Origin of the sequence: Actinokineospora terrae (genome assembly GCF_900111175.1) — a bacterium.
Lineage (GTDB): Bacteria > Actinomycetota > Actinomycetes > Mycobacteriales > Pseudonocardiaceae > Actinokineospora > Actinokineospora terrae.
The window spans coordinates 329,809-354,087 of record NZ_FOGI01000002.1; the positions used below are offsets into that span (position 1 = coordinate 329,809).

Sequence of the window (24,279 nt, forward strand, 5' to 3'; positions counted from 1 at the left end):
GACGCGGGGGCGTGACCGGTGTTGTTCCGCGGGCCGGAGCGGTTGGGGTGGCGCTTCAGTGACCGCACAGCGCACAAGCAGGTGTTCACCGAGCCGCAACCGGTCTGGCGCGGCGAGGCGGTGCGCACGCCGGGCAGCCTGGTGCCCTCGGTGTTGTTACCCGCCGCGTGCGGGTTCCTCGGCGGAGCAAGGGCCCAGGCGCGGGACAACGCCCTGGAGCGCCACTTGCGGCGGGTGGAGGTGGACGCGGAGAGGCGGAGCGGGGACGCCCGTCCGGTGGCGGTCGGTGTGCTGGTTCTCGTTCTGGCAGGCGGGTTCCTGTCGTGGCTGGTGTCCGGTGTGTACTCCTGGTTCCACGGGGCTGCGGCGCTGTCATTGGGTACGACGACGGTGTGGGCGGCGGCCGTGGCGGTTCCCGCCGCCGCGGTGGCGTGGTGGACGTGGTCGCGCGTGGTGCGCGGGCTGAAGAACGTGGTGTGCGACTCGTGGTCGTTGTCGCACCAGCGGCACGAGCAGCGCGTGGTCGAGTGGATGGCGAGGCGCGACCGGTTCGACGACGGCGAACGCGAGCGGCTGGCGACGATCTCCGACTGGACCGCCGCGCCGCTGTCCCCGTCGGTGACGCGGGTGAGTGTCATCGGGGACAACGCCTACGGCTCCGAGGCGCTGCTGACCGTGGCGGGCGCGTCGATCCTGGCCGACGGCGGGTCGGTGACCGTGCTGGACCTCACCGGCGACATCGTGGTCGGCGAGCTGGTGCGCGGCGCCCGGCAAACCGGTTACCCGGTGGCGTTCCGGTTGCTGCCGACCGAGTTGCCGGAGGTCGACCTGCTGGCCGGGATGAGCGGCGAGCAGGTGTCCAGGCTGCTGGTCGAGGCCAGGCACGATGGTCAGGCGCGGCTGGACCCGGGCGTGCGCGGCGTGGACGAGCGGATCATGACCCTGGTGCTCGACGTGCTCGCGGCGGGCGGGCTGTCGATGGGCCGGATCGCGGCGGCGCTGCGGGTGGCGATGCGGGCGCGGGTCCGCGACACCGACGAGTCGCTGCTCTCCCTCGACGAGCGCTCGGCGCTGCGCCGGGCCTTCTCCGACGAGTACCGCCGCCAGGTCCTGCCGAACCTGCGGGACCTGGAGGCGATGACCGGTCCGCTCGCGGCGATGGGCACCGGCGAGGTGTCCGCGCTGGTCGGCCGGTTGCGGGTGCTGTCGATGTCGAGCGAGTGGACCAGCGCGCAGGCCGACGTCCTCGGTGACCTGCTGGTCGGCTGGGCCGCGCGCCAGGTGATCGACCACCCCGGCGCGGTGCCCACGCTGGTGCTCACCGCCGCCGACCGGCTGGCCGTGCGGCACCTGGACCGGCTGACGGAGCTGTGCGAGCGGCGCGGGGTGCGGCTGGTCGCGCTGTTCCGCCGGTTCGAGGACGTGACGGCCAGGATGATCGGTCGCGGCGTTGTCACCTTCATGCGGCTCAACGACCCGCAGCAGGCCACCAGGGCGGCGGACTTCATCGGCCGCGAGTACACGTTCACGGTCTCCCAGCTGAGCACCACGCTCGGTGGCCAGGAGACCCACTCGGTCGCCAACAGCGTCAGCAACGCCAACAACTACGGCGAGTCGCACAACGAGAGCACCAACCGCTCCAAGAGCCGCAGCGCCAACCGCGGCGACTCCGCGAAGTCCCGGGTCCCCAAGACCACGAACCTCTCCCGCTCGAAGGGCTGGAGCGAGGCCGACACCCAGTCCTGGAGCCGCACCAGGACCTGGGGCACCACCGTCTCCGACGCCACCACCGAGAGCTGGTCCGACGGCGAGACCCGCCAACGAGTCCACGAACACCGCGTCGACCCCGAGGTCATCAAGAACCTCCCGGACTACGCCATGCTCGTCATCGACCCCTCCACCGACGGCACCCCACGGCAGGTACGCCCGGTCGAGCTGAACCCGGAGATCGCCCTCCTGGCCACCGGGAAGTCCCCTTGGCAACGCCCATGACGGGGTGGTCGGGGCCGGTGGGGACGTTGTGCCGGGTCGAGGAGGTGTACCGGGCGTCGGGCAGGAAACCGGTGGCGCACCCGCGGTATCCGGCGGTGGTGGCGGCGTACCACCAGCGGTTGGTCAGTGGGGAGCCGCTGCTGGTCGGGTGGTATCGGCAGCGGGCGGGTGCGCGGGTGACCGTGGCCGTGTCCACCACCGCCGCGTCGGACGACCACCCGTCGGCGCTGGTGTTCCCGCCCGGCACGCGGGGCAGCCCGATCGACGCGGACGGCCTGCGTGCCGACCTGGAGTCGATGCCCTGGTGGGTGCCCGTGGCAGGTGTCGTGGACGCCCTGGTGCCCGCGCTGCACCCCGATCACAGCGCGGAACCGCCGCCCGGGCTGGAACGGAGCCTGCTGGCCGCGTGGCACGGGCCGTTCGCGTGGTTGTTGCTCGCCGAGGCCGTGTCCGGGGAGGACATGGACCGTGAGGCCGCCTGGCTGGCCGATCAGGAGAGTACGGCCGCGATTACGCCTCCAACCCCGAAGACCTGGTGAACGCCGAGCGGCTCGCGCGCCGCTACCGGGAGGTCAGCGCGGGCAATTCCACCGGCCTGTGGCGAGTCAGGCTGCTCGCAGGCGGTGCCGACGAGTCGTCCGCCACCGCCGTGGCGGGGTTGCTCGTGGCGGGGCAGGACTTCCGGGGCACCCCGTACGCGCTCATCCCCACCAAACCGGTGCACGGGCTCGACGCCGCGACCCAGCACGAGCCGTTCCTGGCCGACCCGCGCCTGGTGACCAGCCTGGCGCAGGTCCCCACCGCGGAGATCCCGGGAATCCGGCTCGTCGAACGGTCCACTTTCGACGTCACGCCGGAGCACGTCGCCGACGCCGAGACCGTCCTCGTCGGACAGGTGCTCGACCACGACGGCCTACCCGCCGGGGCCTTGCGGGTCGGGTTCGACACCCTCAACCGGCACACCTTCGTCAGCGGTGCCACCGGTTCCGGCAAGTCCCAGACCGTCCGGGCGATCCTCGAGCAACTGGCGCGGGCACCGCGACCGGTCCCCTGGCTGGTGATCGAACCGGCGAAGGCCGAGTACGCGGGCATGGCCGGACGGCTGCGCGACCTCGACCCGCCGGTGCTGGCGATCCGCCCCGGCGACCCGCTGGCCGTCCCCGGCTGCCTCAACCCGCTCGAACCCGAGCCGGGTTTCCCGCTGCAGACCCACATCGACCTGGTCCGGGCCCTGTTCCTCGCCGCGTTCGACGCCTTCGAGCCGTTCCCCCAGGTGCTCAGCCACGCGCTCGACCGCGCCTACCGCGACCTGGGCTGGGACCTCGCGCTCGGCGAGCCGCGCACCGCGGGCGTCACGCCGCGCTACCCAACCCTCGGCGAGCCGCGGGACATCGCGCTGGACGTGGTGGAGGACATCGGGTACGGCCGGGAGATCACCGACAACGTGCGCGGGTTCATCGATGTGCGGCTGGGCAGCCTCACCCTCGGCACGCCGGGCCGGTTCTTCCACGGCGGCCACGCCCTCGACGTCGGTGGGCTGCTCGGTCGCAACACCGTGCTGGAACTGGAGGACGTCGGCAGCGACCAGGACCAGGCGTTCCTCATCGGCGCGGTCCTGATCCGGATCAACGAACACCTGCGGCAGCGCCACGCGGCCGCCCCGTCCGGCGAGCACCTGCGGCACGTCACCGTGATCGAGGAGGCGCACCGGCTGCTCAAGAAGGTCGAGCCGGGCAGCCCCGCCGCGCACGCGGTCGAGCTGTTCGCGACGCTGTTGGCCGAGGTCCGCGCCTACGGCGAGGGGATCATCGTCGCCGAGCAGATCCCGAGCAAGGTCACCCCGGACGTGGTCAAGAACTCTGCCCTCAAGATCGTGCACCGGCTGCCTGCCGCCGACGACCGCGCCCTGGTCGGCGCCACCATGAACCTCACCGACGAGCAGTCCCGCTACGTCGTCGCCCTGCCACCCGGCCAGGCGGCCCTCTTCGCGGGCGGCATGGACCACCCGATCCTCACCCGGGTCCCGCTCGGCAACGCCCGCGAGTCCGCCGACCACGTCGACCGCACCCCCGCCATCAGCGCTCCCCGCAGCCCGGCCTGCCCAGCGCGGTGCGCCGCCGAACCCTGCACCCGCAGACGCATCCGCGAGGCCGAGCGGCTCGCCGAGAGCACTCCCCGACTGGTGCTGTGGATCGAGCTGACCACCATCGCCCTGGTGACCGGGGTCGCCAGGCCCCGGCCCGAGCGCGAGTGGATCTCCCGGTTGAAGGCGGGCACCGACCGGCCCGTCCTCGACTGCGCTATCAGCGGCGTCATCCAGGACGCTGTCCACACGAGATACCCGGCACTGGTCGAGCACTACCAACCGGAGGGCCTCGCCCGCCACCTCCGGTCGGTGTGCGACGGGGTCCTCGCTGGTAGAACAGTCGACAGTGGACTCGATCCGCGGTGGCAAGCCGGGCAACACCGGTGGTCGGATGTACTGGTCGCGCTAGCCGAGACTGAGGACTCCCCCGATCCGCACCCGGACACCCGGCAGTGGCGCCTGCGGGGTCTCCGGCTGCCGGACGCGCCGTGCCGGGAGCAGTTGGACGCGCTGCTGGCGATGCCGGAGCTCCTGCTGGACACGCCGATCGTCCACCGTGGACGGGTCGAGCCCGCCTACTTCGAGCGGGCGGCCACCAGGATCAGCCCGACCGGCGATCCGGCCGACCGGGTGGTGAAGGCCGCGGATTTCCTCAACCTGGCATGGAATCCCGCGGAGTTGTTGTACGCCGGGGGTGAGCACCCATGAGCGAGATCACGTCGCGCCAGGCGGGGACGGCTCCGGGCGAACCTGCTCGATCCACCGATTCCGCGGCACGGACAACGACGGGCAACAGCGAATCGAAGAATGGCAGAACGGCGAAGGCGCCAGAGGTCGCTCAGAACCGGACGGATTCCCCTGGTACCCCGGCGAAGCCGGAGAAGGCGTCCGCCGAGCACCCGCTCCGACCCGCCCCGGCCGCGGGCGAACGGAGTAGCCCCCAGGGCAAAACCAAGCACGGCATACCCGATGTGGTTGTCCGCCTATCGGGTGACACCGGGGCAGACAGTCCGCCAGGCTCCCGAGGATATCCGCAGAGCAGCGCCCGTTTCGAGGCCTACAAGGCGGACAAGCGCAGGGAAATGTCACCACCGCTCGTGCAGGATCCGAACCTGGCCGAGACAGTGAGCGGGCTGTACCGTCACGGAGCGCGTATCGGCAGCGGCAGCAGCGCGGCGGCTGTTCGCCACGAACGACAGACGGGAGAGAAAGTAGGCGAGAAACTCCACTCCATCAAAGCGCAGAACGAGATCCGCAGCATCGAGAAGTGGTTGCGGAACAACCCCACCGCCTCGGCCAGCGATAGGGCGGCCGCCGTGAACGTTGTTCTGGACATGAAGAACGCCCTGAGGGACGTGTGATGATCGAGCACGCATGGTTGCGAGAGATCAGCGAGGACACCGAGTACACACCCAGTTACCTGACCGAGGAACTGCCGGTATCGCAGGCGGGTGAGGCGGGTAGGCACTTCATCAAGGTCTTCGACCGGCTCGACGACTCGGCGGTGCGCAAGGCCTTCCGCCTCGTCGAGCAGACGCTCAAGGACGGGGACGAGGAGGAGCGGAGCGCGGCGGCGACGGGCTTCCTCGAAGCGGTGTTGAACGCCTGGGACACCGGGTTCGACCTCAGGTCGATCTGGCCGTACGTGGGACCCGAGTCGCGCAAGTACTGCCTCTGGTGGAACGAGTTCACCGGGGTCCCCACGCCGGAGTGGATGCGGGCTGCCGACGTGGGGTCCGGGTGATCGGGTGGGTCGCGCAGGGGCTCACCACTCGCGGTCCTGGTCGACGTCGCGCACGATGACGGGCAAGGGCTTGTAGTTCAACGGATTCACCTTTTCTGTGTGTTGTGGTGGTGTGGCAGGGCATGGGGTGGCCACGCGTCGACCACCGGTCGATCGGCGCGGTGCAGGACTCGGCGATGTGGCCGAGGTGGGGTTTCAGGCGTGCGTTATCGCCGCGGAGGGCTCGGATCTCGGTGGTGTGCGACAGGAGCCGAGCGGAGTCCGATGTGGATGCCAGGCAAGGGTGAACGCACGGCTGCGCCGGGGGCTGGGGCGCGTTGTCCACTCCGGACCGATGCCGTCCGGGCAGTGGAGAGCGGGGGAAGCCTCGCGCGGGCGATGCCGCGCCGGGGAGGCTCAGCTAGCGAGGGCCGCACAGCCTTTACGCGTTGACATGCCGATAGCGTGCCAGGGTCGAACGGGCCGGTGCAAGGCAATTACCCGACGGACGCGGCACTCGACGACGGCGTGACCACGTCGTCGACCATTCGCGCCGCAACCGCGCAGGCGGTTGCCGCGGCGTCGTGGTCGCGACAGCGAGAACGGGGGCGCGCGAACCGCACCCCCGTCATCACCGGCGGACCTACTTGGCGGCCTGCTCCAGCGCCACCAGCGCCGCGGCGAGCGCGAAGAACTTGTTGCTCCCGAGGTCGCGGACCGTCTTGATGCCGAAAGCCGCCGCCAACTTCTCGGCGTCGCCCTCGCTCACCCCGGCCAGCGCGGCCACCGGCGCGTCGAGCACCTCGGACACACCCAGGCCCTCGTACGCCTTGTCGAGCTGCTTGTCCAGATCCACCGAGACAGCCATCGCGGAAACCCCTCCACACCGAGCGTCGAACATGACCCCGTCACCCTATCGGGCGGTACGGCGGGCCCGGCCCCCACCACGTTCGGTGTCCCCACCAGCGCCCGAACAGCACTATTCCACTGGGCGAACACGAGTCGAACACCGGCCGGACCGCCCGGGGTGGTGGGTCGCTTGTGGAGACTCCGAACGGGTGATCTCATGCCGTGAAACGGCGAACGGCGGCCGCGGTGGTGATTTTCCGGCAATGGTCGCGTCATAGCCGCAGACCACGCACCCCGGAAACTGTTACACAGTGGGAAATGGGAAAGCCGACCGGGAAAACGCGGGGAAAGTCCTGTCAGGCTTTTCCCGGTGGCCCCACTCGGGGGGCCGGAACCGGAGGGCGCCTCAATGTCTGCTCATTTCCGCGTGAAACTCGCCATTGCCGCGGTGGCCGCCGCGGCGACCGCCGGTGCACTCGCCTCGCCTGCCGCGGCGGCCGAGGGCCAGGTCAGGGCCGCGTCGGGGACCGCCGTGAGCGGGTCGTACGTGGTGGTGTTCAAGGACGGGACCGTGCACGCGGCGGCGGCGGAGCACGCCAAGCGCTACGGCGGGACGGTCAGCCACACCTATTCCACGGTGCTGTCCGGCTATTCCGCCACGTTGTCGGAGCGGGCGGCGCGGCGGATCGCGGCCGACCCGGCGGTGGCCTACGTCGCGCAGGACGAGGTCGTGTCCATCCAGGGCACCCAGTCCAACCCGCCGTGGGGGCTCGACCGGGTCGACCAGCGGAACCTGCCGCTGAGCAAGTCCTACACCTACCCGGACAACGGCGGCAGCGGCGTCACCGCGTACGTGGTGGACACCGGGGTGCGGATCAGCCACTCCGAGTTCGGCGGCCGCGCGCGCAACGGCTTCGACGCGGTGGACAACGACACCGTCGCGCAGGACGGACACGGCCACGGCACGCACGTCGCGGGCATCGTCGGCGGCCGCACCTACGGTGTCGCCAAGCAGGTCAGCATCGTCGCGGTCCGCGTGCTCGGCAACAACGGCAGCGGCAGCATCGCCGGTGTCGTGGCTGGCATCGACTGGGTCGCCAAGGACGCGGCGGGCAAGAAGGCCGTGGCGAACCTGAGCCTCGGCGGTGGCACCAACACCACTGTGGACACCGCGGTGCAGAAGGCGATCCGCGCGGGCGTCACCTTCGTGGTCGCGGCGGGCAACTCCAACGCGGACGCCTCCACGGCCTCCCCCGCTCGCGTCCCCGAGGCCATCACCGTGGCCGCGTCCGACAACACCGACCGCCGGGCCTCGTTCTCCAACTACGGCAACGGTGTCGACATCTTCGGCCCGGGTGTGGACATCCCGTCGGCGTGGCGCACCTCGGACAGCGCGACCAACACCGTGAGCGGCACCTCGCAGGCCACCCCGCACGTCGCGGGCGCGGCGGCGCTGTACCTGACCACCCGCACCGCCACCCCGGCCCAGGTCCGCGACGCCCTGGTCGCGGCCGCCACCAAGAACAAGATCACCGACCCGAAGAGCCCCAACAACCTCGTCTACACCGGAGCCTGACCTCTCCCGGTCGCGCCCGTTCCGGCCACGAGCCGGGGCGGGCGCGGTGCTCCGTCCGATGTGGACCTGGCGTCGATCCTGGCCAGGACGACACACGCGACCAACGCGCCGACCAGGAGTCCCGCGCACACCAATGACGCGTGGATGAACGCCGCCTCTGGCGTCTCAGCCCGCAGGTACACCCCGGAGATGGCGCTGAGGCAGACCGCCGCCGCGACGCGTTGGGACATCTGGAGGATCGCGCCCGCGACACCCGCGGCCTCGGCTGGCGCGTGCTGCAACACCCGGGCTTGGTTGGGCGACAAAGAAAGCCCGTTGGCCGCTCCCCAAGCCAGCTGCACGACCGCCAGCGCGACCGGTAACACCGGCACGGGTACCACAGCCACCACCAGGGCACCGGCCAGCAGCATCACGATCCCCAGTCCGGTCCCCAAGGTGACGGCGTGCGAACCGATCCGCCGCACCACCCGCCACGCGATCGCGGAGGACGCCACCATGGCCACAGCGGAGGGCAACGTCACCGCCGCCGCGGTCAGCGCGGACATCCCCAGTCCACTCTGGAGGAACAGCACCAGCACCAGGCTCGCCGCCATCGCGGACCCGAACTGGGCCATCGCGACCACGGTGCCCAGCACGAACGGCGCGGAGCGGGTCAACGCGGGGTGCACCAGCGGCACCTTCCCGGTCCGTACCCGCCTGCGGTGCAGGACCACCAGCGCCACCACCGACCCGACCACCCCGGCAACCCACCAGCCGACGTGCGTCCCGGTGATGAACGGCATCATCGACGACACGGTCAGCACTGCCACACACAGCAGCCCCCACCCGTCGAGCCGCCCCTCACTGACCCGCCGCGGCTGGGGCAGCCGTCGAGCCGCCAACACCAGCGTCACCACGCCGCACGGCACGCTGAGCAGCAGGCACCACCGCCACCCGGCGCCCGGTCCGGCCAGCGACACCAGCACCCCGCCCAACGCGGGCCCCAGCGCACTCGACACCCCGGCGACGACCGCGTACATCCCGAGCGCGCGGGTACGGCCGACCCCGTGGAAGACGTCCTGGATGGTCCCGATGACCTGCGAGTTCACCAGCCCCGCGCCCGCACCCTGAACCAGCCGCGCAACGATCACCACCCCCGCGTTCGCCCCAGTCGCGGCCACGACCGCGAACACCACGAACGTCACCAACCCGACCAGGAACAGCCCCTTGCGCCCCCGCGCGTCCCCCAGACTCCCACCCGGCACCAGCGCCAACCCGAACGCCAGCGAGTACCCGGACACGATCCACTGCACGTCCGTCGCCCCAGCGTGCAACGACTCCCGCAACGACGGCAACGCGATAGTCAACACCGACTGGTCCAGCAACGTGGTCACCCCCGCCGCCAGGCACACCACCAACACCCGCCAGGACGCCCGATCATCCGCTGTGCGCACGTACCCCATGCTCACAGAGCCCGGGCCGGGCGGACCGCGAGTTCGCATGCTGGACTCCCCGCCACAACGCTGCCCAGGCTCACTGATCCGGTGTCCGAATGGTGGAACCGGCGCGCCCGGGTGGTGGTACGCGGGCAGACTCGGCGGTACCGGGAGCGTGGGAGGGTCGCGTGGGTGCGTTGCGGAAACTGGGATTCCTGACGATCGGGCTGTTCGACGGGGCCGATCCGCGGGCGGGGCACGAGACGACGCTGGAGGTGATCGAGCTCGGGGAGCGGCTCGGGTTCGACAGCGCGTGGGTGCGGCACCGGCACCTGCAGTACGGCATCTCCTCGCCGGTCGCGGTGCTGGCGGCGGCGTCCCAGCGCACCAGCCGGATCCACCTCGGCACGGCCGTCATCCCGCTCGGCTGGGAGAACCCGCTGCGGCTGGCGGAGGACCTGGCCACTGTGGACGTCCTGTCCGGTGGGCGGCTGAACCCGGGCGTGAGCGTCGGCCCGCCGATCCACTACGACGCGGTGAAGGAAGCGTTGTACCCGGACACCGCCGAGGCGGAGGACTTCAGCTACACGCGCGTGCGCAGGCTGCTCGACCTGGTCCGCGGCGAGAGGGCGTCGACGTTCGGTGGCGACGAGGGCTTCGAGGTGTTCTCCGATCGCGTGCAACCGCACTCCCCCGGTCTCGGCAGCAGACTCTGGTACGGCGGTGGCAGCTTGGGTTCGGCGCGGTGGGCGGGCGAGAACGGGATGAACTTCCTGACCAGCAGCGTGGTCAAGGCCGAGCAGTCCGAGGACTTCGCCGAGGTCCAGCTGTCCCACATCCGCGAGTTCCGCGCCCACCACCCAGAAGGCGACAAAGCGCGCGTCTCCCAGGGCCTCGTCGTGATCCCCACCGACTCGGCCACCGCGGAGCAGCGGGCTAAGTACGAGGCGTACGCGGAAAGCCGCACCCCTCGAACCACGACGCCCCAGGGTCCACAACGGATGATGTTCGCCCCGGACATCGTAGGCACCTCAACGGAAATCGCCGACCGCCTGCACGCCCACGCCGCGTTCCGCGAGGTCTCGGAGGTGGCGTTCGCCCTCCCCTTCGCCTTCGACCCACCCGACTACACCCAGATCCTCACCGACATCGCCACCCACCTCGGGCCCGCCCTCGGCTGGCAACCGGGACAGTAGTCGGGCTCCGCCGGGAAGTTCGAGCACTTCCCGGCGGAGACACACTTCCCGGCGGAGGCACGGTGTTCGGTCAGGGGAGCAGGATCAGCTTGCCCCGCACGTGGCCTTCCGCGCTGACGCGGTGGGCTTCGGCGGCGTCGGTGAGGGGGTAGGTCGCGGCGATCGGAACTGAGAGTTTGTTCTTGGCGGCGAGGGTGGCGGCGGCGGTGAGGCGGTCGCTGACCTTCTCCTCGTCGATGCCGCGGATGAAGCGGACGCCGTATTCGGGGGCCTCGAAGTCGGCGATGGTCACGACGCGGTCGGTGTCGCCGACCAGGTCCACCAGGGACCGCGCGCCGCCGTGGCCGGAGACGTCGTAGGCCAGGTCCACGCCGTCCGGGGCCAGGGCGCGGACGCGGTCCACGACGCCGTCGCCGTAGGTGGTGGGTTCGGCGCCGAGACCGCGCAGGTAGTCGTGGTTGGCCTCGCTCGCCGTCGCGATCACCCGCAGGCCGAGGTCGACCGCGATCTGCACGGCCACCGTGCCGACCCCGCCCGCGGCACCGTGGATGACGATCGTCTCCCCCGCCACCGGCCGGATCTCGTCGAACACCGCGTACGTCGTGTTGGCCGCCACCGGCAGCGTCGCCGCCAGCTCCCACCCGACCTCGGCGGGCTTCGCCGCGACCGTGGCGACATCGGTGATCACGACCTCCGCGTAGCCACCCCGGCCGGTCGCGGCCAGCACCTCGTCGCCCACCGCGTACCCGGTCACGTCCGGCCCGACCGCCTCGACCACGCCCGCGACGTCACCGCCGACGACGTACGGGAACGGCGTCTCCCTGACCCCGGCCAGCAGCCCGGAGCGGATCTTCCAGTCGACCGGGTTGACCCCGGCGGCCCGGACCCTGATCCGCACCTGCCCCGGCCCCGGCTCGACCACGTCGCGCTCGACGACGTGCAGCACCTCCGGCGCGCCGAACTCGTCGAACTCCACCGCGCGAAATGTCCCCATCGCACTCCCCTTCTCGGTCTCCTCCCGATGCTAGGCAGGCCGGGACCGCCGTCTCACCAGCCGGGCGTGGGGAATAAACAACCGTTGGCGCACAACCACTACTGGGACGTCCGCACGAGCAGGCCGGTGAAGGTGATGGCCACCAGGCGATCCGCCTGTTCCGCGGTGGTGTGTTCGCGGGCCAGCGCGCAGGCCGTGGTGAGGGTGTTCAGGTCGGCGCTGGTGGTGGTGGGGTGGATCGTGCCCGCGTCGATGGCACGGCGCAGGAGCGTGTCGCCGATCTCGGTCATGCGGACGCACGAGGCATGCAGTTCCGAGGACGCGTCGTCGGTGCCGTCGGCCAGCAGGGCGGCCAGGCCGCTGTAGGTGGCGGCGTGGGTCACGGTGAGCTGGATCCAGGTGCGGAGTGCGCGGTCGGGCGGTTCGGCGGACAGGGCGTCCCCGGCGGCGAAGACGGCCTCGTTGCGCTCGGTCATCAACGCGCTGAGCAGGGCCCGGCGGGTCGGGAAGTGGCCGTAGAGGGTGCCGATCGCGACGCCCGCCCGCTTGGCGATGGCCTCCAGGGACGCGCCGGTGCCCTGCTCGCGGAACACGGCGTCGGCCTCGGTCAAGAGGCGCAGGCGGTTGGCGCGGGCGTCCGCGCGGGGGCGTCCGGAAGGGGGCACTGTCGGCTCCGGGCTAATTCGAGGTAGCCTCGACTTAGTAGTTCGAGGCACCCTCAGGTTAGTGGAGGAACGATGATCCTGGTAACCGGCGCGTCGGGTTCGGTCGGCCGCCGCCTGGTGCGGCGCCTGGCGGGCACCCCGACCACGGCGTTCGTGCGCGACCCGGCCAAGGGCGACGCCCTGGGCGGCCGGTACGCGGTCGGCGACTTCGACGACCCGGCGACCCTGTCCGCGGCGTTGAAGGGCGTCGACCGGGTGTTCCTCAACGCGGGCGGGGCCGTGCCCGCGGCCGGTGAGCAGCCGATGGTCCGCCAGCAGTTGGCCGTGATCGACGCGGCGGTGGCGGCGGGCGTGTCGCACGTGGTGAAGCTGTCGGTGTGGCACGCGCGGGTGGGCGGCAAGCTGGCCGAGGGCGCGCACGGGGTGATCGAGGAGTACCTGAAGGCCTCGGGCCTCGCGTGGACCATCCTGCAGCCCAACGGTTTCATGCAGAACTTCAGCACCGGCACCGCGGTCACCACCCACGACGGCCACCTGCTCGGCGCCTACGGCGACGCCGGAGTGTCCTATGTCGACTGCGAGGACATCGCCGCCGCGGCGGCCGCCACCCTGACCGACCCGCGCCCCGGCGAGACCTTCGTCCTCACCGGCCCGGAATCGCTGACCCACAGCGAGATCGCCGAGAAGCTGTCCGCCTTCGTCGGCCGGGGGATCCGCTACCTCGACCTCCCCGCCGCCGACTTCGCCACCCACCTCACCACACTCGGCCTCCCCGACTCCTTCGCCACCGACGTGGCCACCCTCTTCGCCGAAGTGGCGTCCGGCCGCCTCGCCCCCGTCAGCACCGACGTGGCAACCCTGACCTCCCGCTCCCCCAGCACCTTCGACACCTTCCTCCGCGAGAACGCCACCCAGATCCGCGCGGCCTGGTGAGCCGGTGAACCCGGTCGCTACCCCGTGAACCACTTCCACAGGTCGCCGACGAGCTCCCAGACGCTGAGGACGTCGGAGACCTGCTTGAGCGCGAGGAAGGCGAACAGGGCGATGCTCAGCTTGCGGGCGGTCCGCTTGAGCACGTACCGCACGCCTTCCTTGAGCTCGGGGTCCTCGCCGTCGCCCACCGAGGACATGGCCGCGCCGCTGACGCCGAGGACGGCGGCGGCGCTGCGCAGGAAGACGGCGGCGAAGTCGACCAGGACGACGGCGAGGGTCGTGCAGGTCAGCGCGAGCAGGACCGGCGTGAGACCCGCGGGTGGCACGAGACCGGGTGTGCCCGCCAGGGCGACCAGGGGCACGCCGGTGATCACGGCGGCGAGGGCGATCTCGCGCAGCCGGATCCGGCGGCGCAGCAGGCGCAGGCGGGTGTCGAGGGTGGGGGCGGCGCGGGTGGGCAGGTACTCCTGGTCGGCCGCGCGCATGCGGCGTTGCCAGTGCTCGAGGCCGGTGGCGGACTTGGCGACGGCCATCGCGAACACGACGAGCACCACGGCGTAGACCACGACCCGCACCGCGGCGGCCGCGGCGGGCTCCACCCCGTCGAACGCCCAGCCGGTCAGCCAGGCGGCGGCGAGGGCGGGCCCGTACGCCTGCCAGGTCAGCCGGATCGCGACCCGGCGCTCGGTGCGGACCACGTCGCCCTGCTCACCGTCGACCACGAGCGACTTCACCCGCACCCCGTCGCGCCGCACCCGGGTGGTGACGACCTGGAGCAGCACCGACACCGCGGTCACCGCGGGCACCACCAGGGCGCCGCCGGGTCCGGAGAGGTACGCCGGGACGGTGGTGGCGACGCAGATCGCGACGATGCCCGCGAGCACCCGCAACTGGATCATGTTCTCGGCGAGCCAGGCCAGGTTCCGCAGCGTCACCGCGGCGAACCCGGTGGCGAGCACCACGCCCACGGCGGACAACGGGCCGTCGACCCGCCAGAACGTCCACGCCTCGACGAGCACGAGCAGCACGATGAAGGTCGCGCGCTCGATGCCGTGCTGGCCGCGCAGGCTCTCGACCCCGTGCAAGGTCCACGGGAGGACCACGGCCAGCACCATCGGGATGATGGCGACACCGAGGGCGTTGCCTTCGGCGAGCAGCCCGCCGGTGAGGAGTCGGTCCAGCAGGTCCAGGCCCGCGGGCAACGCCACCGGTTCCGCGATGGTGAACGCGCTCAGCACGCCGGACAGGGCTAACACGCCGAAGGCCGCGGCCAACCCCATGACGCCCTTGGTGCTGGTGAAGCGGGAGGCGAACCTGCGCAGCGCCGCGGTCGCCGAGGCGCGCAACCCCCGTGGACGGCGCGCGGCGAGTCCCCGCTCGAAGAGGAAGTCCAGGAACTCGCGGACGCACCGGTCGAGCGCGCGCCTGCGCCAGGGGGCGAGCTTGCGGCGTTGCTCGCTGTGCACCCACCTGTCCACCGCGGTGCGGACCCTGGCCGGGTCGCCCAGCGTCTCCAGCGGGCACTCGTCGAGGATGGCGTCGAGCGCGGGCAGCAGCTGCTCGCGCGGCGGGACCCGGTCCCCCTCCCTGGCGACCAGCGCGTCCACGAAGTACAGGACCACCCCGGCCCGGTCGACCGGCACCGCGTCCGACCGCGGCGTCGTGGCCCCGGTCGGGGGTGGGGCCACCCGCCAGCCCGGGTCGGGACGTGGTGCCGGTGTGTCGACCGGGTGCTCCCGGCCAGCGAACAGGTCGTCCAGGCCGTCCGGGTCGCCCGCGCGCAGCAGGTTGCGGTACACCTGCTCGATCAGCCTGCCCTCGGCCTCGACCGCGGCGTCCTGGCGGGCCTCCCGGTAGGCGTACTCGTTCTTGGCCTGCGACAGGTGCCGGTTGCGCACCTGGTGGATCCGCCGCAGGGCGTCCGACAGGTAGGACTCGGGCACCGCGGCGATCGACTCGTACGCGATCGACCGCGTCGTGCGCCGGGGCGCGGCCGCGGTCGCCACCCGCGCCAGGAACTCCTCGGTGTCGGCCCAGTCGCCGACCGCCTGCTCGGGGGTGGCCGCCCGCATGGCGTTACCGGCCCGCACGAACAGCTCCCTGGTCTCAGCCAGCCACTCGTCGTAGGACTCGGCGGGAGGTAGAGGCTCGACGTCCTCGGTCCGGGCCGGTGCTTCCGGGTTGTCAGGTCCACCAGCGGGGTCCACGAGGACGGAGCACCCGGCGTCGGTTCCCTGTTCGGCGGCCGCGGGCTCGATCGCGGCGACCGCCGGGGAGTGGTCGAGCGGTAGCGGCCACTGCTCGTCGGCCTCGTGCCACCGCGGCGTCGCGGCCCGGATCACCGCGGACAGGTCCGGGCCGTCGAGATCGCGCAGGTACAGGAGGACGAAACGGAGGTAGAACTCCACGAACCAGGGGACCCACACGGCCGGGGCGTTCGCCGTGGTCCACTCCGTCCAGGCGTCGGCGGCGTCGCGCAGGAGCGACCACTCCACGGCTCGCGTCCCGAGTGGACCGAATCGGCTCTCGACAGCGGCCTCGCGCGAGGCGTAGTAGGCGAGCGCCTGTTCGCGGTAGACCTCGTGCGCCCGCGCCCTTCCCGGCTCGTCCCACCCCGCCGCGGGACGGGTGACGACGTCGGCCGGGATCCGAACGGGGTACCACCGGCGCAGGCGAGCCCAACCGTCCGGTGTGGGGTCGTCCAACGCGGAGTCGACCAGGCGGGCGGTCATCGCCACCAGCATCCGCCGCACGCGCGGTCCGATGACCCGCCTGACCTCACCTCCCTGGAACCGGTCCCGTTCCCGGCACACGGACTCGTTGCGCGCCAAAGGTTCCACGAGCAGATCCGCGAGCCCGCGTTCGACGCGGCGCAGGGCCTCGTCGCGTTCCTGGCCGGTGAGCGACACCTCGACCGCGGGCGCGGCGTCCGGCACCCCGGTGAGCGTCGCGACGAGCTGGGCGACGGACCTGGCCTGCTCGGCGCTCAGCACGCCGTCGCCGAACTGGGGCACCAGCCGCTCCGCGACGGCCGAGGTGAGCGCGGCGACGAAGTCCGTGCCCACCTGGGTGGGGGTGCCGCTGGATTGCAGGTTCCGGTACCAGCGGCTGATGAACAGGTGCCCGTCCGCGTCGGCGCGGCTGCGGTTGACCTTGAACGCGAACTCCTGCAGCCGGGCCCGGCGGCGCACCCGCTGCAGGGACGCGAGGCCCCTGGTGATGTGGGGCCCGGTCAGGCCGGTGTCGCCCGCGCCGTCCCACACCGAGCGCAGCGGGATCGACAGCGACCGCATCAGCGGGTCCTCGAGAGAGTTGACGAAGTACGCGCTGTACTCATCCCCGCTCCGCCCGACCCGACCCAGCATCTGCCGGTCGACGCGCCGCTCGACCGCGTGCCCGACCATGATCAGCAGCACCCCGCCGCCCCGGCGGGCCGCCTCGTCGAGCCGGATGTCCACGCCGCGGCCCGCGGCCCTGGTGGACACGACCGCGACCCCGGGGCGGCCCGCGTCGGCGAACATGCGCTCACCGGCCACGGTCTCCGCGGTGGCGTAGCGGACCTCGACCCCGGCGGGCGCGGTGGCGGCGAGCTCGGCGGCGATGAGGGCGGCGTCCTTGGTGGAGCCGGTCAGCACCAGGACGGGCCGGGTCGGCACGTGCTCCCGCGCCGTCCGCACGACGTGGGCGGCCGCGGTGGCCGCGGTCGGGAAGTACCGGTCGGGCAGGTCGCGCTGCCTGCGCGGCACCCTCGGCTCGATGGCGACCACCGGGATGGACAGCATCAGCAGGTACTCCAGCGCCTCGCCGATCAGCGTCCCGGACGCGCCCGCCACGTGCGGGCCGCGGGCGAGCACGTCGATGCCGTCGACGATGTGCATGGTCCTGGTCGTGGCCCGCGGCAGGACTCCGAGGTGCTTGGCCAGCGGCGCGGCCCAGCCGGGGGCGGAGAACAGCACCGGCCACCCGCTGCCCGCGTCCAGCGGTTCCAGCGCCCCGTCGTTGACCTGGTAGTCGTGCCCCTCGACGGCCAGGTGCAGCGCGGCGTAGGCGAGTTCGACATCGCGCAGCAGGACCAGCGGCCCCTCGTCGGCCGCTGACGGGCTGACCTGGCGGTCGACCTCGATCTCGCCCGCCGGGGTGAGCACCGCCTGCACCTCGCCGGGGGTGACCTCGACGTGCTCCGGGCGCAGCCGGGCGGCCACGTCGAGGGCGATCCGCCAGTCCTTCAGGTGCGGGGCGACGGTGCGGGTCTTGCTCGCCTGGCAGCTCGCCTTCTCCAGCAGGACCGAGTCGGCCTCGTCGAGCAGCACGGCCGCGTCGGTGGTGTCCCGGTCGCGGGAGAGCGCGGCCATGTCCGACTCCATGACCGTGAACAGGTACATCTCGGTGGTGGTGTAGACGACCGAGGCGTCCCAGCCCGGCCAGTCCTCGGTCGGGTAGCGCTCGGGCAGGACGAGGCCGGTGCTGACGCCGAGCGCGCCGAGGTAGCTGCCGCACGCCGCGGCGTCGCGGGCGGCCAGGTAGGGGTTGGCGGTGATGATCACGACCTGCCGGTGCTCGCGCAACAGCGCCACCGCGGCGAACATCAGCGCGAAGGTCTTGCCCTCGCCGGTGTCCATCTGCACCAGCGCGCCACCGACCAGGTACAGCGCGGCCAGCACCTGCTGCTCGTGCGGTTGCGCGCCGCGTTCCAGTGGGGCGGGCGGGAAGCGGGTGAAGCACTCGCACGCCAGCGCGACGGCCTCGACCTCCGCCTCGCCCACCTCGTAGCCCATCAGCCGGGTGACGTCGAGGTCGTCGGCGACCCCGCGGCCGACCTTCGGGGTGTCCAGCATCGCCCGGACCGCGCCGATCACCTTGTCGTCGGGCAGTTCCGCGTACCCCTCGCGCAGTTCCCGCACCCGGCGGACGGACGCGCCGATCTTCCGGTAGACGACCGAGGCCACCAGCCGGGTGACCAACCCCTCTGCCTTCACAACCAGGAACGTCGGCGCGCTCGCGCTCGCGTTACCCGGTGTCCGGTATCCGCGCGCGCGATTCCGCGACCATTCGGTCCGCCCGAAGTCCTTCTCGGATCGGGAATCGGAAGCACTTTTCGAATTCCGCTGTTTCCGGCGTCGGCGGATTCCGGTGGCGGTCGGGACACGCCTTCGGCGCTGCCGGGGATGGCACCCGTGCTGCCGTAGCATCCGGTCACCATGAGTGAGACCTCGGTGCGGAACCGGCAGTGGATCTTGCCTGCCGCGGTGGCGGTGGTGGTGGTCGCGGCCGTCGTGGTCGGGCGGCGGCGACCGGGTGGGTACGTCGTGCTGGGGTGGTTGGACCAGCCGGTGCTGTTCGGGACTATCGCGATCGCGATGGTGGCGTTCGTGTGCTGGTTGGTGGTCGACCACAACGCCTGGCGGCCGTTCCTGATCGGCGCGTTCTCGGCGCTCGCGCTCTGCTGGGCGGCCTTCGGCGCGCTCGTCGCCTCCATGACCGTCGCGCCCGTCGAACAGTCCCGGCACGCCTCTCCCAACGGCGAACGGGAAGTCGTCGTCTCCCAGGGCTACACCGGGATGACCCCGTCGTGGCAACTCCGCGTGACCACCGGGAGCTGGCCCACTGCCCGCTCGTGGGACCTCGGCTGCGTCAACTCCGACACCGCCACCCTCAACGGTGTGCGGTGGACCGGCGCCGACACCGTCCGCGTCCTCGTCTCCCGCCCCGACGACATCGACATCACCCTCGACCCCGCGACCGCCCGCCCCACCACCCCGCTCACCCTGGGCTGCTGACCGGTCAGGCGCCCAGGTACGCCGTGCGGATGGCGGGGTTGTCGATGAGGGCGGCGGCCGGGCCGGAGAGCGCGATGTGGCCGGTGTTGAGGACGTAGCCGCGGTGGGCGATGGAGAGGGCCAGCTCGGCGTTCTGCTCGACCATGAGCACGGCGAGGCCGCGGTCGCGGTTGAGGGCGGCGATGAGGTCGAGGACGCGGTCGACGAAGATCGGGGCCAGGCCCATGGTGGGCTCGTCCATGCAGATCAGCGTCGGGGCGCTCATCAGGGCGCGGCCGAAGGCCAGCATCTGCTGCTCGCCGCCGGAGAGCGTCCCCGCGGGTTGGCGGCGGCGTTCGGCCAGACGCGGGAACGACTCGTACACCGACGCCAGTTCGGCCCTGACCCCGCTGCGGCGGGTGAACGCGCCGGTCAGCAGGTTGTCCTCCACCGACATCTCCGGGAACACCCGCCGCGCCTCCGGGACCGAGGCCAGCCCGCGCCGGATCCGCCCGGCGGGCGCCAGCCTGCTCACCCGCTCCCCCGCCAGCCGCACCTCCCCGGTGCGCGGCGTGGTCAACCCCAGGATCGTCTTCATCGTCGTGGACTTCCCGGAGGCGTTCCCGCCGAGCAGGCACACGATCTCACCCGGCTCCACCACCAGGCTCACGTCGTACAGCGCCTGCGTCTGACCGTAGAACACCGACACCGAGTCCAGTTCCAGCAGGCTCATGGGCGCGCCACCGTTCGTCGTTTGCCGAGGTAGGCCTCGATGACCCGGGGGTCGGTGCGGACCTCGTCCGGCGTGCCCGCGGCGATCACCGCGCCCGCGTCGAGCACCAGCACCCGGTCCGAGAGCCGCATCACGAGGTCGATCTTGTGCTCCACCAGCAGGATCGTCTGCCCGGTCGCCTTCAGCGCCAGCAGCTGCTCCAGCACCTCCGCCGTCTCCGCCGGGTTCATCCCGGCCGTCGGCTCGTCGAGCACCAGCAGCGCCGGGCTCGCGGCCAGGGCGCGGGCGATCTCCGTCCGGCGCCGGTTCGCGTACGACAAGGTGTGTGCCGCGTCGGAGGCGCGTGGGGTCAGCCGGTCGCCGAACCGGTCGAGCTGCGCCGAGACCTCGGCCTGGCGCTCGGCCGACTCCCGTCGCACCGAGGGCGGCTCGACCAGTGCCACCGCCGTCTCGGCGAGCAACGACGCCCACCGCAAGACGGGCACGTTCCGCCACCGCGCCAACGGTCGGGCGGCCTCCAGCGTCGACGTCAGTCCAATCAGGACATTCTCCGCGACCGACAGGTTGCCGAACACCCGCCCGTTCTGGAACGTGCGGGACAACCCGGCCTCGGCCAGGCGCTCGGGTCGCCACCCGGTGACATCGCGTCCCAGGAACCCGACCCGACCGGAGTCGGGCCGCAGGACGCCACTGACCAGGTTGAGCGCGGTCGTCTTGCCGGACCCGTTCGGCCCGATGACGCTCACCACCTCGCCCTGCCCGACCGTGAACGACACCCCGTCGACCGCGCGCAGCCCGGCGAACGAGCGCCGCAGCCCGGTGACCTCCAGGACCGTCATCGCGCCACCTTCCCCATCAGGCCCTGCGGGCGGAACAGCACCACGGCGAGCAGCAGCAGGCCGTAGGTGAGCATCCGGGTCTCCTCCAGCATCCGCAGCGCCTCCGGCAGCCCGACCAGCACGATCGCGCCGACCACCGCCCCGAGCGGCGAGTTCAGCCCGCCGAGCACCACGATCGTCAGCGCCAGCAGCGACACCGAGATGCCGAACACGCTGGGGTCGATGTAGCCGTACTGCTGCGCGAACAACGCGCCACCGATCCCGGCGACGAACCCGCCGATGCCGAACGCGAGCGACTTGTAGTCCGCCGCCGCGATGCCGCTGGAGCGCGCCGCGACCTCGTCCTCGCGCACCGCCGACCAGATCCGGCCGAGGGTGGACCGCCGCAGCCGCACGACCAGCAGCAGCACCACCAGCAGGATGGTCAGGTCCAGGAAGTACACCGCTAGCGGCGCGCTCACCTCGGCCCCGAACAGCGACGGCGGCGGGATGGCCGACACCCCGGACGGCCCGTTGGTCAGCCAGTCGAAGTTCACCGCCGCCGCGGCCACCAGCAGCCCGGTCGCGAGGGTCGCGATGGACACGTAGTGCCCACGCAGCCGCCACGACGGTGACACCAACACCACGCTCAGCACCGCGGCCACCACACCCGCGACAGGCAGGCTCAACCAGAAGTCCATCCCGGTAGCGGTAGTCAGCAGCGCAGAGGTGTAAGCGCCGATGGCGAGCGGAGCGGCCTGTCCGAGCGAGATCTGCCCTGCCTGCCCGGACACCAGCGTCAGAGACAACGCCAGGATCGCGTAGACGACGACCTGTACGCCGATCTGCACCGTGTAGTCGTCCAACGCCACCGCGGGCACCACATACGCCGCCACAGCCGCCACCGCGACCTGCCACGGCTTGAGCCGGACGGTGCGCGCGGCACCGAAGAACGTCCCCGTCATCGGCTCCGCCGCCAGCGGTGTCCGCTTGCCGAACAGCCCGGACGGCCGCACCCACAGCACGAGCAGCAGCACGGCGAACGTGATCAGCGTCCGCGCGTTCCCGCCCCACCACGACACCCCGAACGCCTCCACGACGCCGAGCAACAATCCGCCCGCGACCGCGCCGGGAAGGCTGCCCAACCCGCCGAGGGTGGCGGCGGCGAACGCCGACATCCCCACCGTCGACCCGACCGTCGGCGAGATGTTGTTCAGGTACATCCCGCCCAGCACGCCCGCGACGCCGCCGAGCACGGAGGCGACCACGAACGCGAGGTTCTGCACGCGGGCCAGCGGGATGCCCATCTGCGCCGCCGCGTCCCGGTCCTGCGCCACCGCCCGGATCGCCCGACCGTAGCGGGTGGCGCGCAGGAACCAGCCGAGCAGCAGCATCAACCCGATCGCGACCACCAGGATCGTCACGTCGAGGGTGCCGAAGCGCAGTCCGCCCAGGCCGAGGTTGTCGGTGGCCAGCAGCGCCGGGAACCGCCGCGTCTCCGGGCCGAAGACCAGTTGCGCGCCGTTGTCCACCACGACCGACACCGCGAAGGTGGACAGCAGCGCCGCGATCGGCGGCGCCTTCGCCAGCGGGGTCACCGCGACCAGGTTGATCACCAACCCGAGCAGGCCGGTGACCGCCACGACCCCGAGCAGCACCGTCCACAACGGCCAGTCGAGGTCGACGGAGAACCACCAGCCGGACATGGCGCCGACCGCGAACACCGAGGCGTGCGCGAAGTTGATGACGTTCGCCACGCCGAAGATCAGCGACAGCCCGAGCGCCAGCAGCGCGTACGAACTGCCGTTGACCAGGCCTGCCAGGGCGGTGTCGAGCACTTACGCCCCCGCGAGCGTGAAGGCGCCACCCTTGACCACGAGCCGCGTCGACTTCGGCGTCGTCACCCGGCGGTCCTCGCGGAAGGCGAACGGCCCGTAGAGCAGGCTCGGGATGTCCTTGCCCTCGAGCAAGGCCTTGCGCACGCCCTCGCGGGTGCCGTCGCTGTGCTCGACCGCCCAGGCGAGGATCTTCAGCGCGTCGTACGCGCCCGCGCCGAAGTCGTCGGGCTGCTTGCCGTAGCGCTTCTGGTACTTGTCGACGAACTCGCGCACCTGCGGCCGGGGGTCACCGGGGTGGAAGCGGACGATCAGCTGGGCGCCCTCGGTCGCCTCCCCGCCGAGCGCGATGTACTGCGGGGAGTACGCCGAGCTGGGCAGGGCGATCTTGGCCTGGCCGAGTCCGACGTTCTTCGCCTGCTGCGTCAGCAGGGCGGCCGCCTGGTAGTAGGCGATGAACACGAGCACGTCGGCGCCCTTGTCCCGGCCGTTGATCAGGCTCGGGCGGAAGTCGGACCCGTCGGCCTGCACGGCCTCGCTGTGCACGATCTCGAAGCCGGACTTCTTGGCGTGCTCCTCGTAGAGCTTCCAGGTGGTCTTGCCCCAGTCGGTGTTGATGTAGTACACCGCCTGCTTGGTGCCCAACGACTTCGCCAGCTCGGCCAGCTCCGGCGCGTGGTCCTGCTGGGTGGTCGAGGTGCTCCACATGTACTCGCCGCCCTTGGTGAAGTCGGGGTGCGAGTTGGTGAAGCCGAACTGCACGAGGTGCGCCTTCTCGTACACCGGCGACGCGGCCATCGAGGCGGGGCTGGCGAAGTCGCCGAGCTCGGCGAGCACCCTGCTGTCCCCGGCGAACTTCTGCGCGACCGGCACGGACTGCTTCTGGTCGGACTGGGTGTCCTCCCAGAGCAGCTCGATCTTGCGGCCGTTGACCCCGCCCGCGCCGTTGATCTCGTCGAGGGCGAGGTCGAAGCCGGTGCGCCAGATCTTGCCGTACTCGGCGGAGGCGCCGGACAGCGGAGCCGACACCCCGAAGAAGATCGGGCCCGCCGCGGGGGCGGGCGCGGCGGCGGCCTGGTCGCCGGAGAGCCTGCCGCAACTGGCGAGCACCGCGGTGGCGCCCACTCCGGCGGCTGCGGTGAATAGACCACGTCTGCTGATCATCGTGCGCTTTCCTCACTTTGTGCGGGCACCCGCACCACCGTTCCGGTGATGGTCTGCGGGTTGGTCAACAGGTTCAAGATGGGGCAGGCCCGTTCGACGGCGGCGAACAGCGCGTCGATCTCCTCGTCGCTCGCGGGCGATCCGATCTGGACGGTGTAGGAGATGTCCTGCGGCGACGGCGGGACGTCCTCGAAACCGGGCGTGCCCGCCTTCGGGTCGATGGTGGCGGTGACCTCGACCTCGACGGAGTCCAGGACGAGGTCGGCGGCCGCTGCCTGGATCAGGAAGATGTGCGTGACGCAGCTGCCCAGGACGCCGAGCTGCAGCTCGGGCGAGCTGGGGCCGAGGTCGTAGCCCGCGTAGTCCGGGCCGCTGTCGCTGAGGACCTGGTGGTCGCGGATGCGGATCCGGCGGACACCGCTGCGCCCCTCGGCGCTGACCTTCGCGGTCGGGGTGATGACGTCGGCGGTGGCGATGGTGTCCTGTTTGGACAGCCAGGCGCGGCGTTTCTGGGCGAGGTACTCGCGCAGCGTGCTCAAGGTTC

At 71.8% G+C, this 24,279-nt stretch carries 19 protein-coding genes; 9 read left to right on the forward strand and 10 right to left on the reverse strand.

Annotation, left to right across the window (positions count from 1 at the left end):
- Positions 1-18: 18 nt before the first annotated feature.
- The 5 genes from BMY07_RS04815 to BMY07_RS04835 are packed head-to-tail and all read left to right on the forward strand — an operon-like array spanning position 19 to position 5,822.
- A complete protein-coding gene (locus tag BMY07_RS04815; RefSeq protein ID WP_092775208.1) occupies positions 19-1,992 on the forward strand; it encodes a hypothetical protein in 1,974 nt (657 codons plus the stop codon).
- The gene (locus BMY07_RS04820) at positions 1,989-2,531 is read left to right on the forward strand and encodes a hypothetical protein (protein ID WP_143073355.1); all 543 of its coding nucleotides are present in this window, start codon (positions 1,989-1,991) and stop codon (positions 2,529-2,531) included. The genes BMY07_RS04815 and BMY07_RS04820 overlap by 4 nt, the downstream gene beginning before the upstream one ends.
- Positions 2,528-4,786, forward strand: coding sequence for an ATP-binding protein (locus BMY07_RS04825; RefSeq protein ID WP_092775210.1), 2,259 nt, complete (start codon positions 2,528-2,530; stop codon positions 4,784-4,786). Before BMY07_RS04820 ends, BMY07_RS04825 begins: the two co-directional genes overlap by 4 nt.
- On the forward strand, positions 4,783-5,439 hold the full coding sequence (locus tag BMY07_RS34795) for a hypothetical protein (RefSeq protein WP_143073356.1): 657 nt from the start codon (positions 4,783-4,785) through the stop codon (positions 5,437-5,439). Before BMY07_RS04825 ends, BMY07_RS34795 begins: the two co-directional genes overlap by 4 nt.
- On the forward strand, positions 5,439-5,822 hold the full coding sequence (locus BMY07_RS04835) for a DUF7674 family protein (RefSeq protein WP_092775212.1): 384 nt from the start codon (positions 5,439-5,441) through the stop codon (positions 5,820-5,822). The genes BMY07_RS34795 and BMY07_RS04835 overlap by 1 nt, the downstream gene beginning before the upstream one ends.
- Before the next feature lie 622 nt (positions 5,823-6,444).
- Here the strand turns inward: BMY07_RS04835 and BMY07_RS04840 are convergent.
- Positions 6,445-6,669 (reverse strand): hypothetical protein, encoded by a 225-nt coding sequence (locus BMY07_RS04840; RefSeq protein ID WP_092775213.1) that lies wholly within the window; start codon positions 6,667-6,669, stop codon positions 6,445-6,447.
- Between the two features lie 390 nt (positions 6,670-7,059).
- Here BMY07_RS04840 and BMY07_RS04845 point away from each other — a divergent pair, with 390 nt between their 5' ends.
- A complete protein-coding gene (locus tag BMY07_RS04845) occupies positions 7,060-8,226 on the forward strand; it encodes a S8 family peptidase (RefSeq protein WP_092775214.1) in 1,167 nt (388 codons plus the stop codon).
- Here the strand turns inward: BMY07_RS04845 and BMY07_RS04850 are convergent.
- Entirely contained in the window at positions 8,211-9,659 is a 1,449-nt protein-coding gene (locus tag BMY07_RS04850; RefSeq protein WP_218150596.1) for an MFS transporter, read from the reverse strand. The two genes, BMY07_RS04845 and BMY07_RS04850, sit on opposite strands and share 16 nt — an antisense overlap.
- A 170-nt stretch (positions 9,660-9,829) precedes the next feature.
- On the opposite strand from BMY07_RS04850, the gene BMY07_RS04855 reads away from it, so the two are divergent.
- Positions 9,830-10,837: an LLM class flavin-dependent oxidoreductase gene (locus BMY07_RS04855; RefSeq protein ID WP_245782211.1), complete on the forward strand. Its 1,008-nt coding sequence runs from the start codon at positions 9,830-9,832 to the stop codon at positions 10,835-10,837.
- Between the two features lie 70 nt (positions 10,838-10,907).
- Here BMY07_RS04855 and BMY07_RS04860 read toward each other — a convergent pair whose 3' ends face one another.
- Both BMY07_RS04860 and BMY07_RS04865 read right to left on the reverse strand, forming a co-directional pair.
- Entirely contained in the window at positions 10,908-11,831 is a 924-nt protein-coding gene (locus tag BMY07_RS04860; protein WP_092775217.1) for an NADP-dependent oxidoreductase, read from the reverse strand.
- Positions 11,832-11,929: 98 nt separating this feature from the next.
- Complete coding sequence (locus BMY07_RS04865; RefSeq protein ID WP_092775218.1) at positions 11,930-12,496, reverse strand: TetR/AcrR family transcriptional regulator; 567 nt, start codon at positions 12,494-12,496, stop codon at positions 11,930-11,932.
- Between the two features lie 72 nt (positions 12,497-12,568).
- Here BMY07_RS04865 and BMY07_RS04870 point away from each other — a divergent pair, with 72 nt between their 5' ends.
- Positions 12,569-13,429, forward strand: a complete 861-nt coding sequence (locus tag BMY07_RS04870; RefSeq protein WP_092775219.1) for an SDR family oxidoreductase — start codon at positions 12,569-12,571, stop codon at positions 13,427-13,429.
- Positions 13,430-13,446: 17 nt separating this feature from the next.
- Here the strand turns inward: BMY07_RS04870 and BMY07_RS04875 are convergent, their stop codons facing one another.
- The gene (locus tag BMY07_RS04875; RefSeq protein WP_177215446.1) at positions 13,447-18,405 is read right to left on the reverse strand and encodes a preprotein translocase subunit SecA; all 4,959 of its coding nucleotides are present in this window, start codon (positions 18,403-18,405) and stop codon (positions 13,447-13,449) included.
- Positions 18,406-18,627: 222 nt separating this feature from the next.
- Between BMY07_RS04875 and BMY07_RS04880 the strand changes: the two genes are divergently transcribed.
- The gene (locus BMY07_RS04880; protein WP_092775221.1) at positions 18,628-19,206 is read left to right on the forward strand and encodes a hypothetical protein; all 579 of its coding nucleotides are present in this window, start codon (positions 18,628-18,630) and stop codon (positions 19,204-19,206) included.
- A gap of 4 nt (positions 19,207-19,210) precedes the next feature.
- Here the strand turns inward: BMY07_RS04880 and BMY07_RS04885 are convergent, their stop codons facing one another.
- From BMY07_RS04885 to BMY07_RS04905, 5 genes are read right to left on the reverse strand one after another with little or no spacing between them, the layout of a single operon-like run.
- Entirely contained in the window at positions 19,211-19,918 is a 708-nt protein-coding gene (locus tag BMY07_RS04885; protein WP_092775222.1) for an ABC transporter ATP-binding protein, read from the reverse strand.
- Positions 19,915-20,757, reverse strand: a complete 843-nt coding sequence (locus tag BMY07_RS04890; RefSeq protein WP_092775223.1) for an ABC transporter ATP-binding protein — start codon at positions 20,755-20,757, stop codon at positions 19,915-19,917. The genes BMY07_RS04885 and BMY07_RS04890 overlap by 4 nt, the downstream gene beginning before the upstream one ends.
- Positions 20,754-22,574 (reverse strand): ABC transporter permease, encoded by a 1,821-nt coding sequence (locus BMY07_RS04895; protein ID WP_092775224.1) that lies wholly within the window; start codon positions 22,572-22,574, stop codon positions 20,754-20,756. Before BMY07_RS04895 ends, BMY07_RS04890 begins: the two co-directional genes overlap by 4 nt.
- On the reverse strand, positions 22,575-23,735 hold the full coding sequence (locus BMY07_RS04900) for an ABC transporter substrate-binding protein (RefSeq protein ID WP_092775225.1): 1,161 nt from the start codon (positions 23,733-23,735) through the stop codon (positions 22,575-22,577).
- Positions 23,732-24,274 (reverse strand): OsmC family protein, encoded by a 543-nt coding sequence (locus tag BMY07_RS04905; protein WP_092775226.1) that lies wholly within the window; start codon positions 24,272-24,274, stop codon positions 23,732-23,734. The genes BMY07_RS04900 and BMY07_RS04905 overlap by 4 nt, the downstream gene beginning before the upstream one ends.
- Between the last annotated feature and the right edge of the window lie 5 nt (positions 24,275-24,279).

Coding starts and splice junctions, on each gene's coding strand:
- BMY07_RS04820 (WP_143073355.1), top strand. CDS start 1,989: ATGACGGGGTGGTCGGGGCCGGTGGGGACGTTGTGCCGGGTCGAGGAG.
- BMY07_RS34795 (WP_143073356.1), top strand. CDS start 4,783: ATGAGCGAGATCACGTCGCGCCAGGCGGGGACGGCTCCGGGCGAACCT.
- BMY07_RS04835 (WP_092775212.1), top strand. CDS start 5,439: ATGATCGAGCACGCATGGTTGCGAGAGATCAGCGAGGACACCGAGTAC.
- BMY07_RS04840 (WP_092775213.1), bottom strand. CDS start 6,669: ATGGCTGTCTCGGTGGATCTGGACAAGCAGCTCGACAAGGCGTACGAG.
- BMY07_RS04845 (WP_092775214.1), top strand. CDS start 7,060: ATGTCTGCTCATTTCCGCGTGAAACTCGCCATTGCCGCGGTGGCCGCC.
- BMY07_RS04860 (WP_092775217.1), bottom strand. CDS start 11,831: ATGGGGACATTTCGCGCGGTGGAGTTCGACGAGTTCGGCGCGCCGGAG.
- BMY07_RS04870 (WP_092775219.1), top strand. CDS start 12,569: ATGATCCTGGTAACCGGCGCGTCGGGTTCGGTCGGCCGCCGCCTGGTG.
- BMY07_RS04880 (WP_092775221.1), top strand. CDS start 18,628: ATGAGTGAGACCTCGGTGCGGAACCGGCAGTGGATCTTGCCTGCCGCG.
- BMY07_RS04885 (WP_092775222.1), bottom strand. CDS start 19,918: ATGAGCCTGCTGGAACTGGACTCGGTGTCGGTGTTCTACGGTCAGACG.
- BMY07_RS04890 (WP_092775223.1), bottom strand. CDS start 20,757: ATGACGGTCCTGGAGGTCACCGGGCTGCGGCGCTCGTTCGCCGGGCTG.
- BMY07_RS04900 (WP_092775225.1), bottom strand. CDS start 23,735: ATGATCAGCAGACGTGGTCTATTCACCGCAGCCGCCGGAGTGGGCGCC.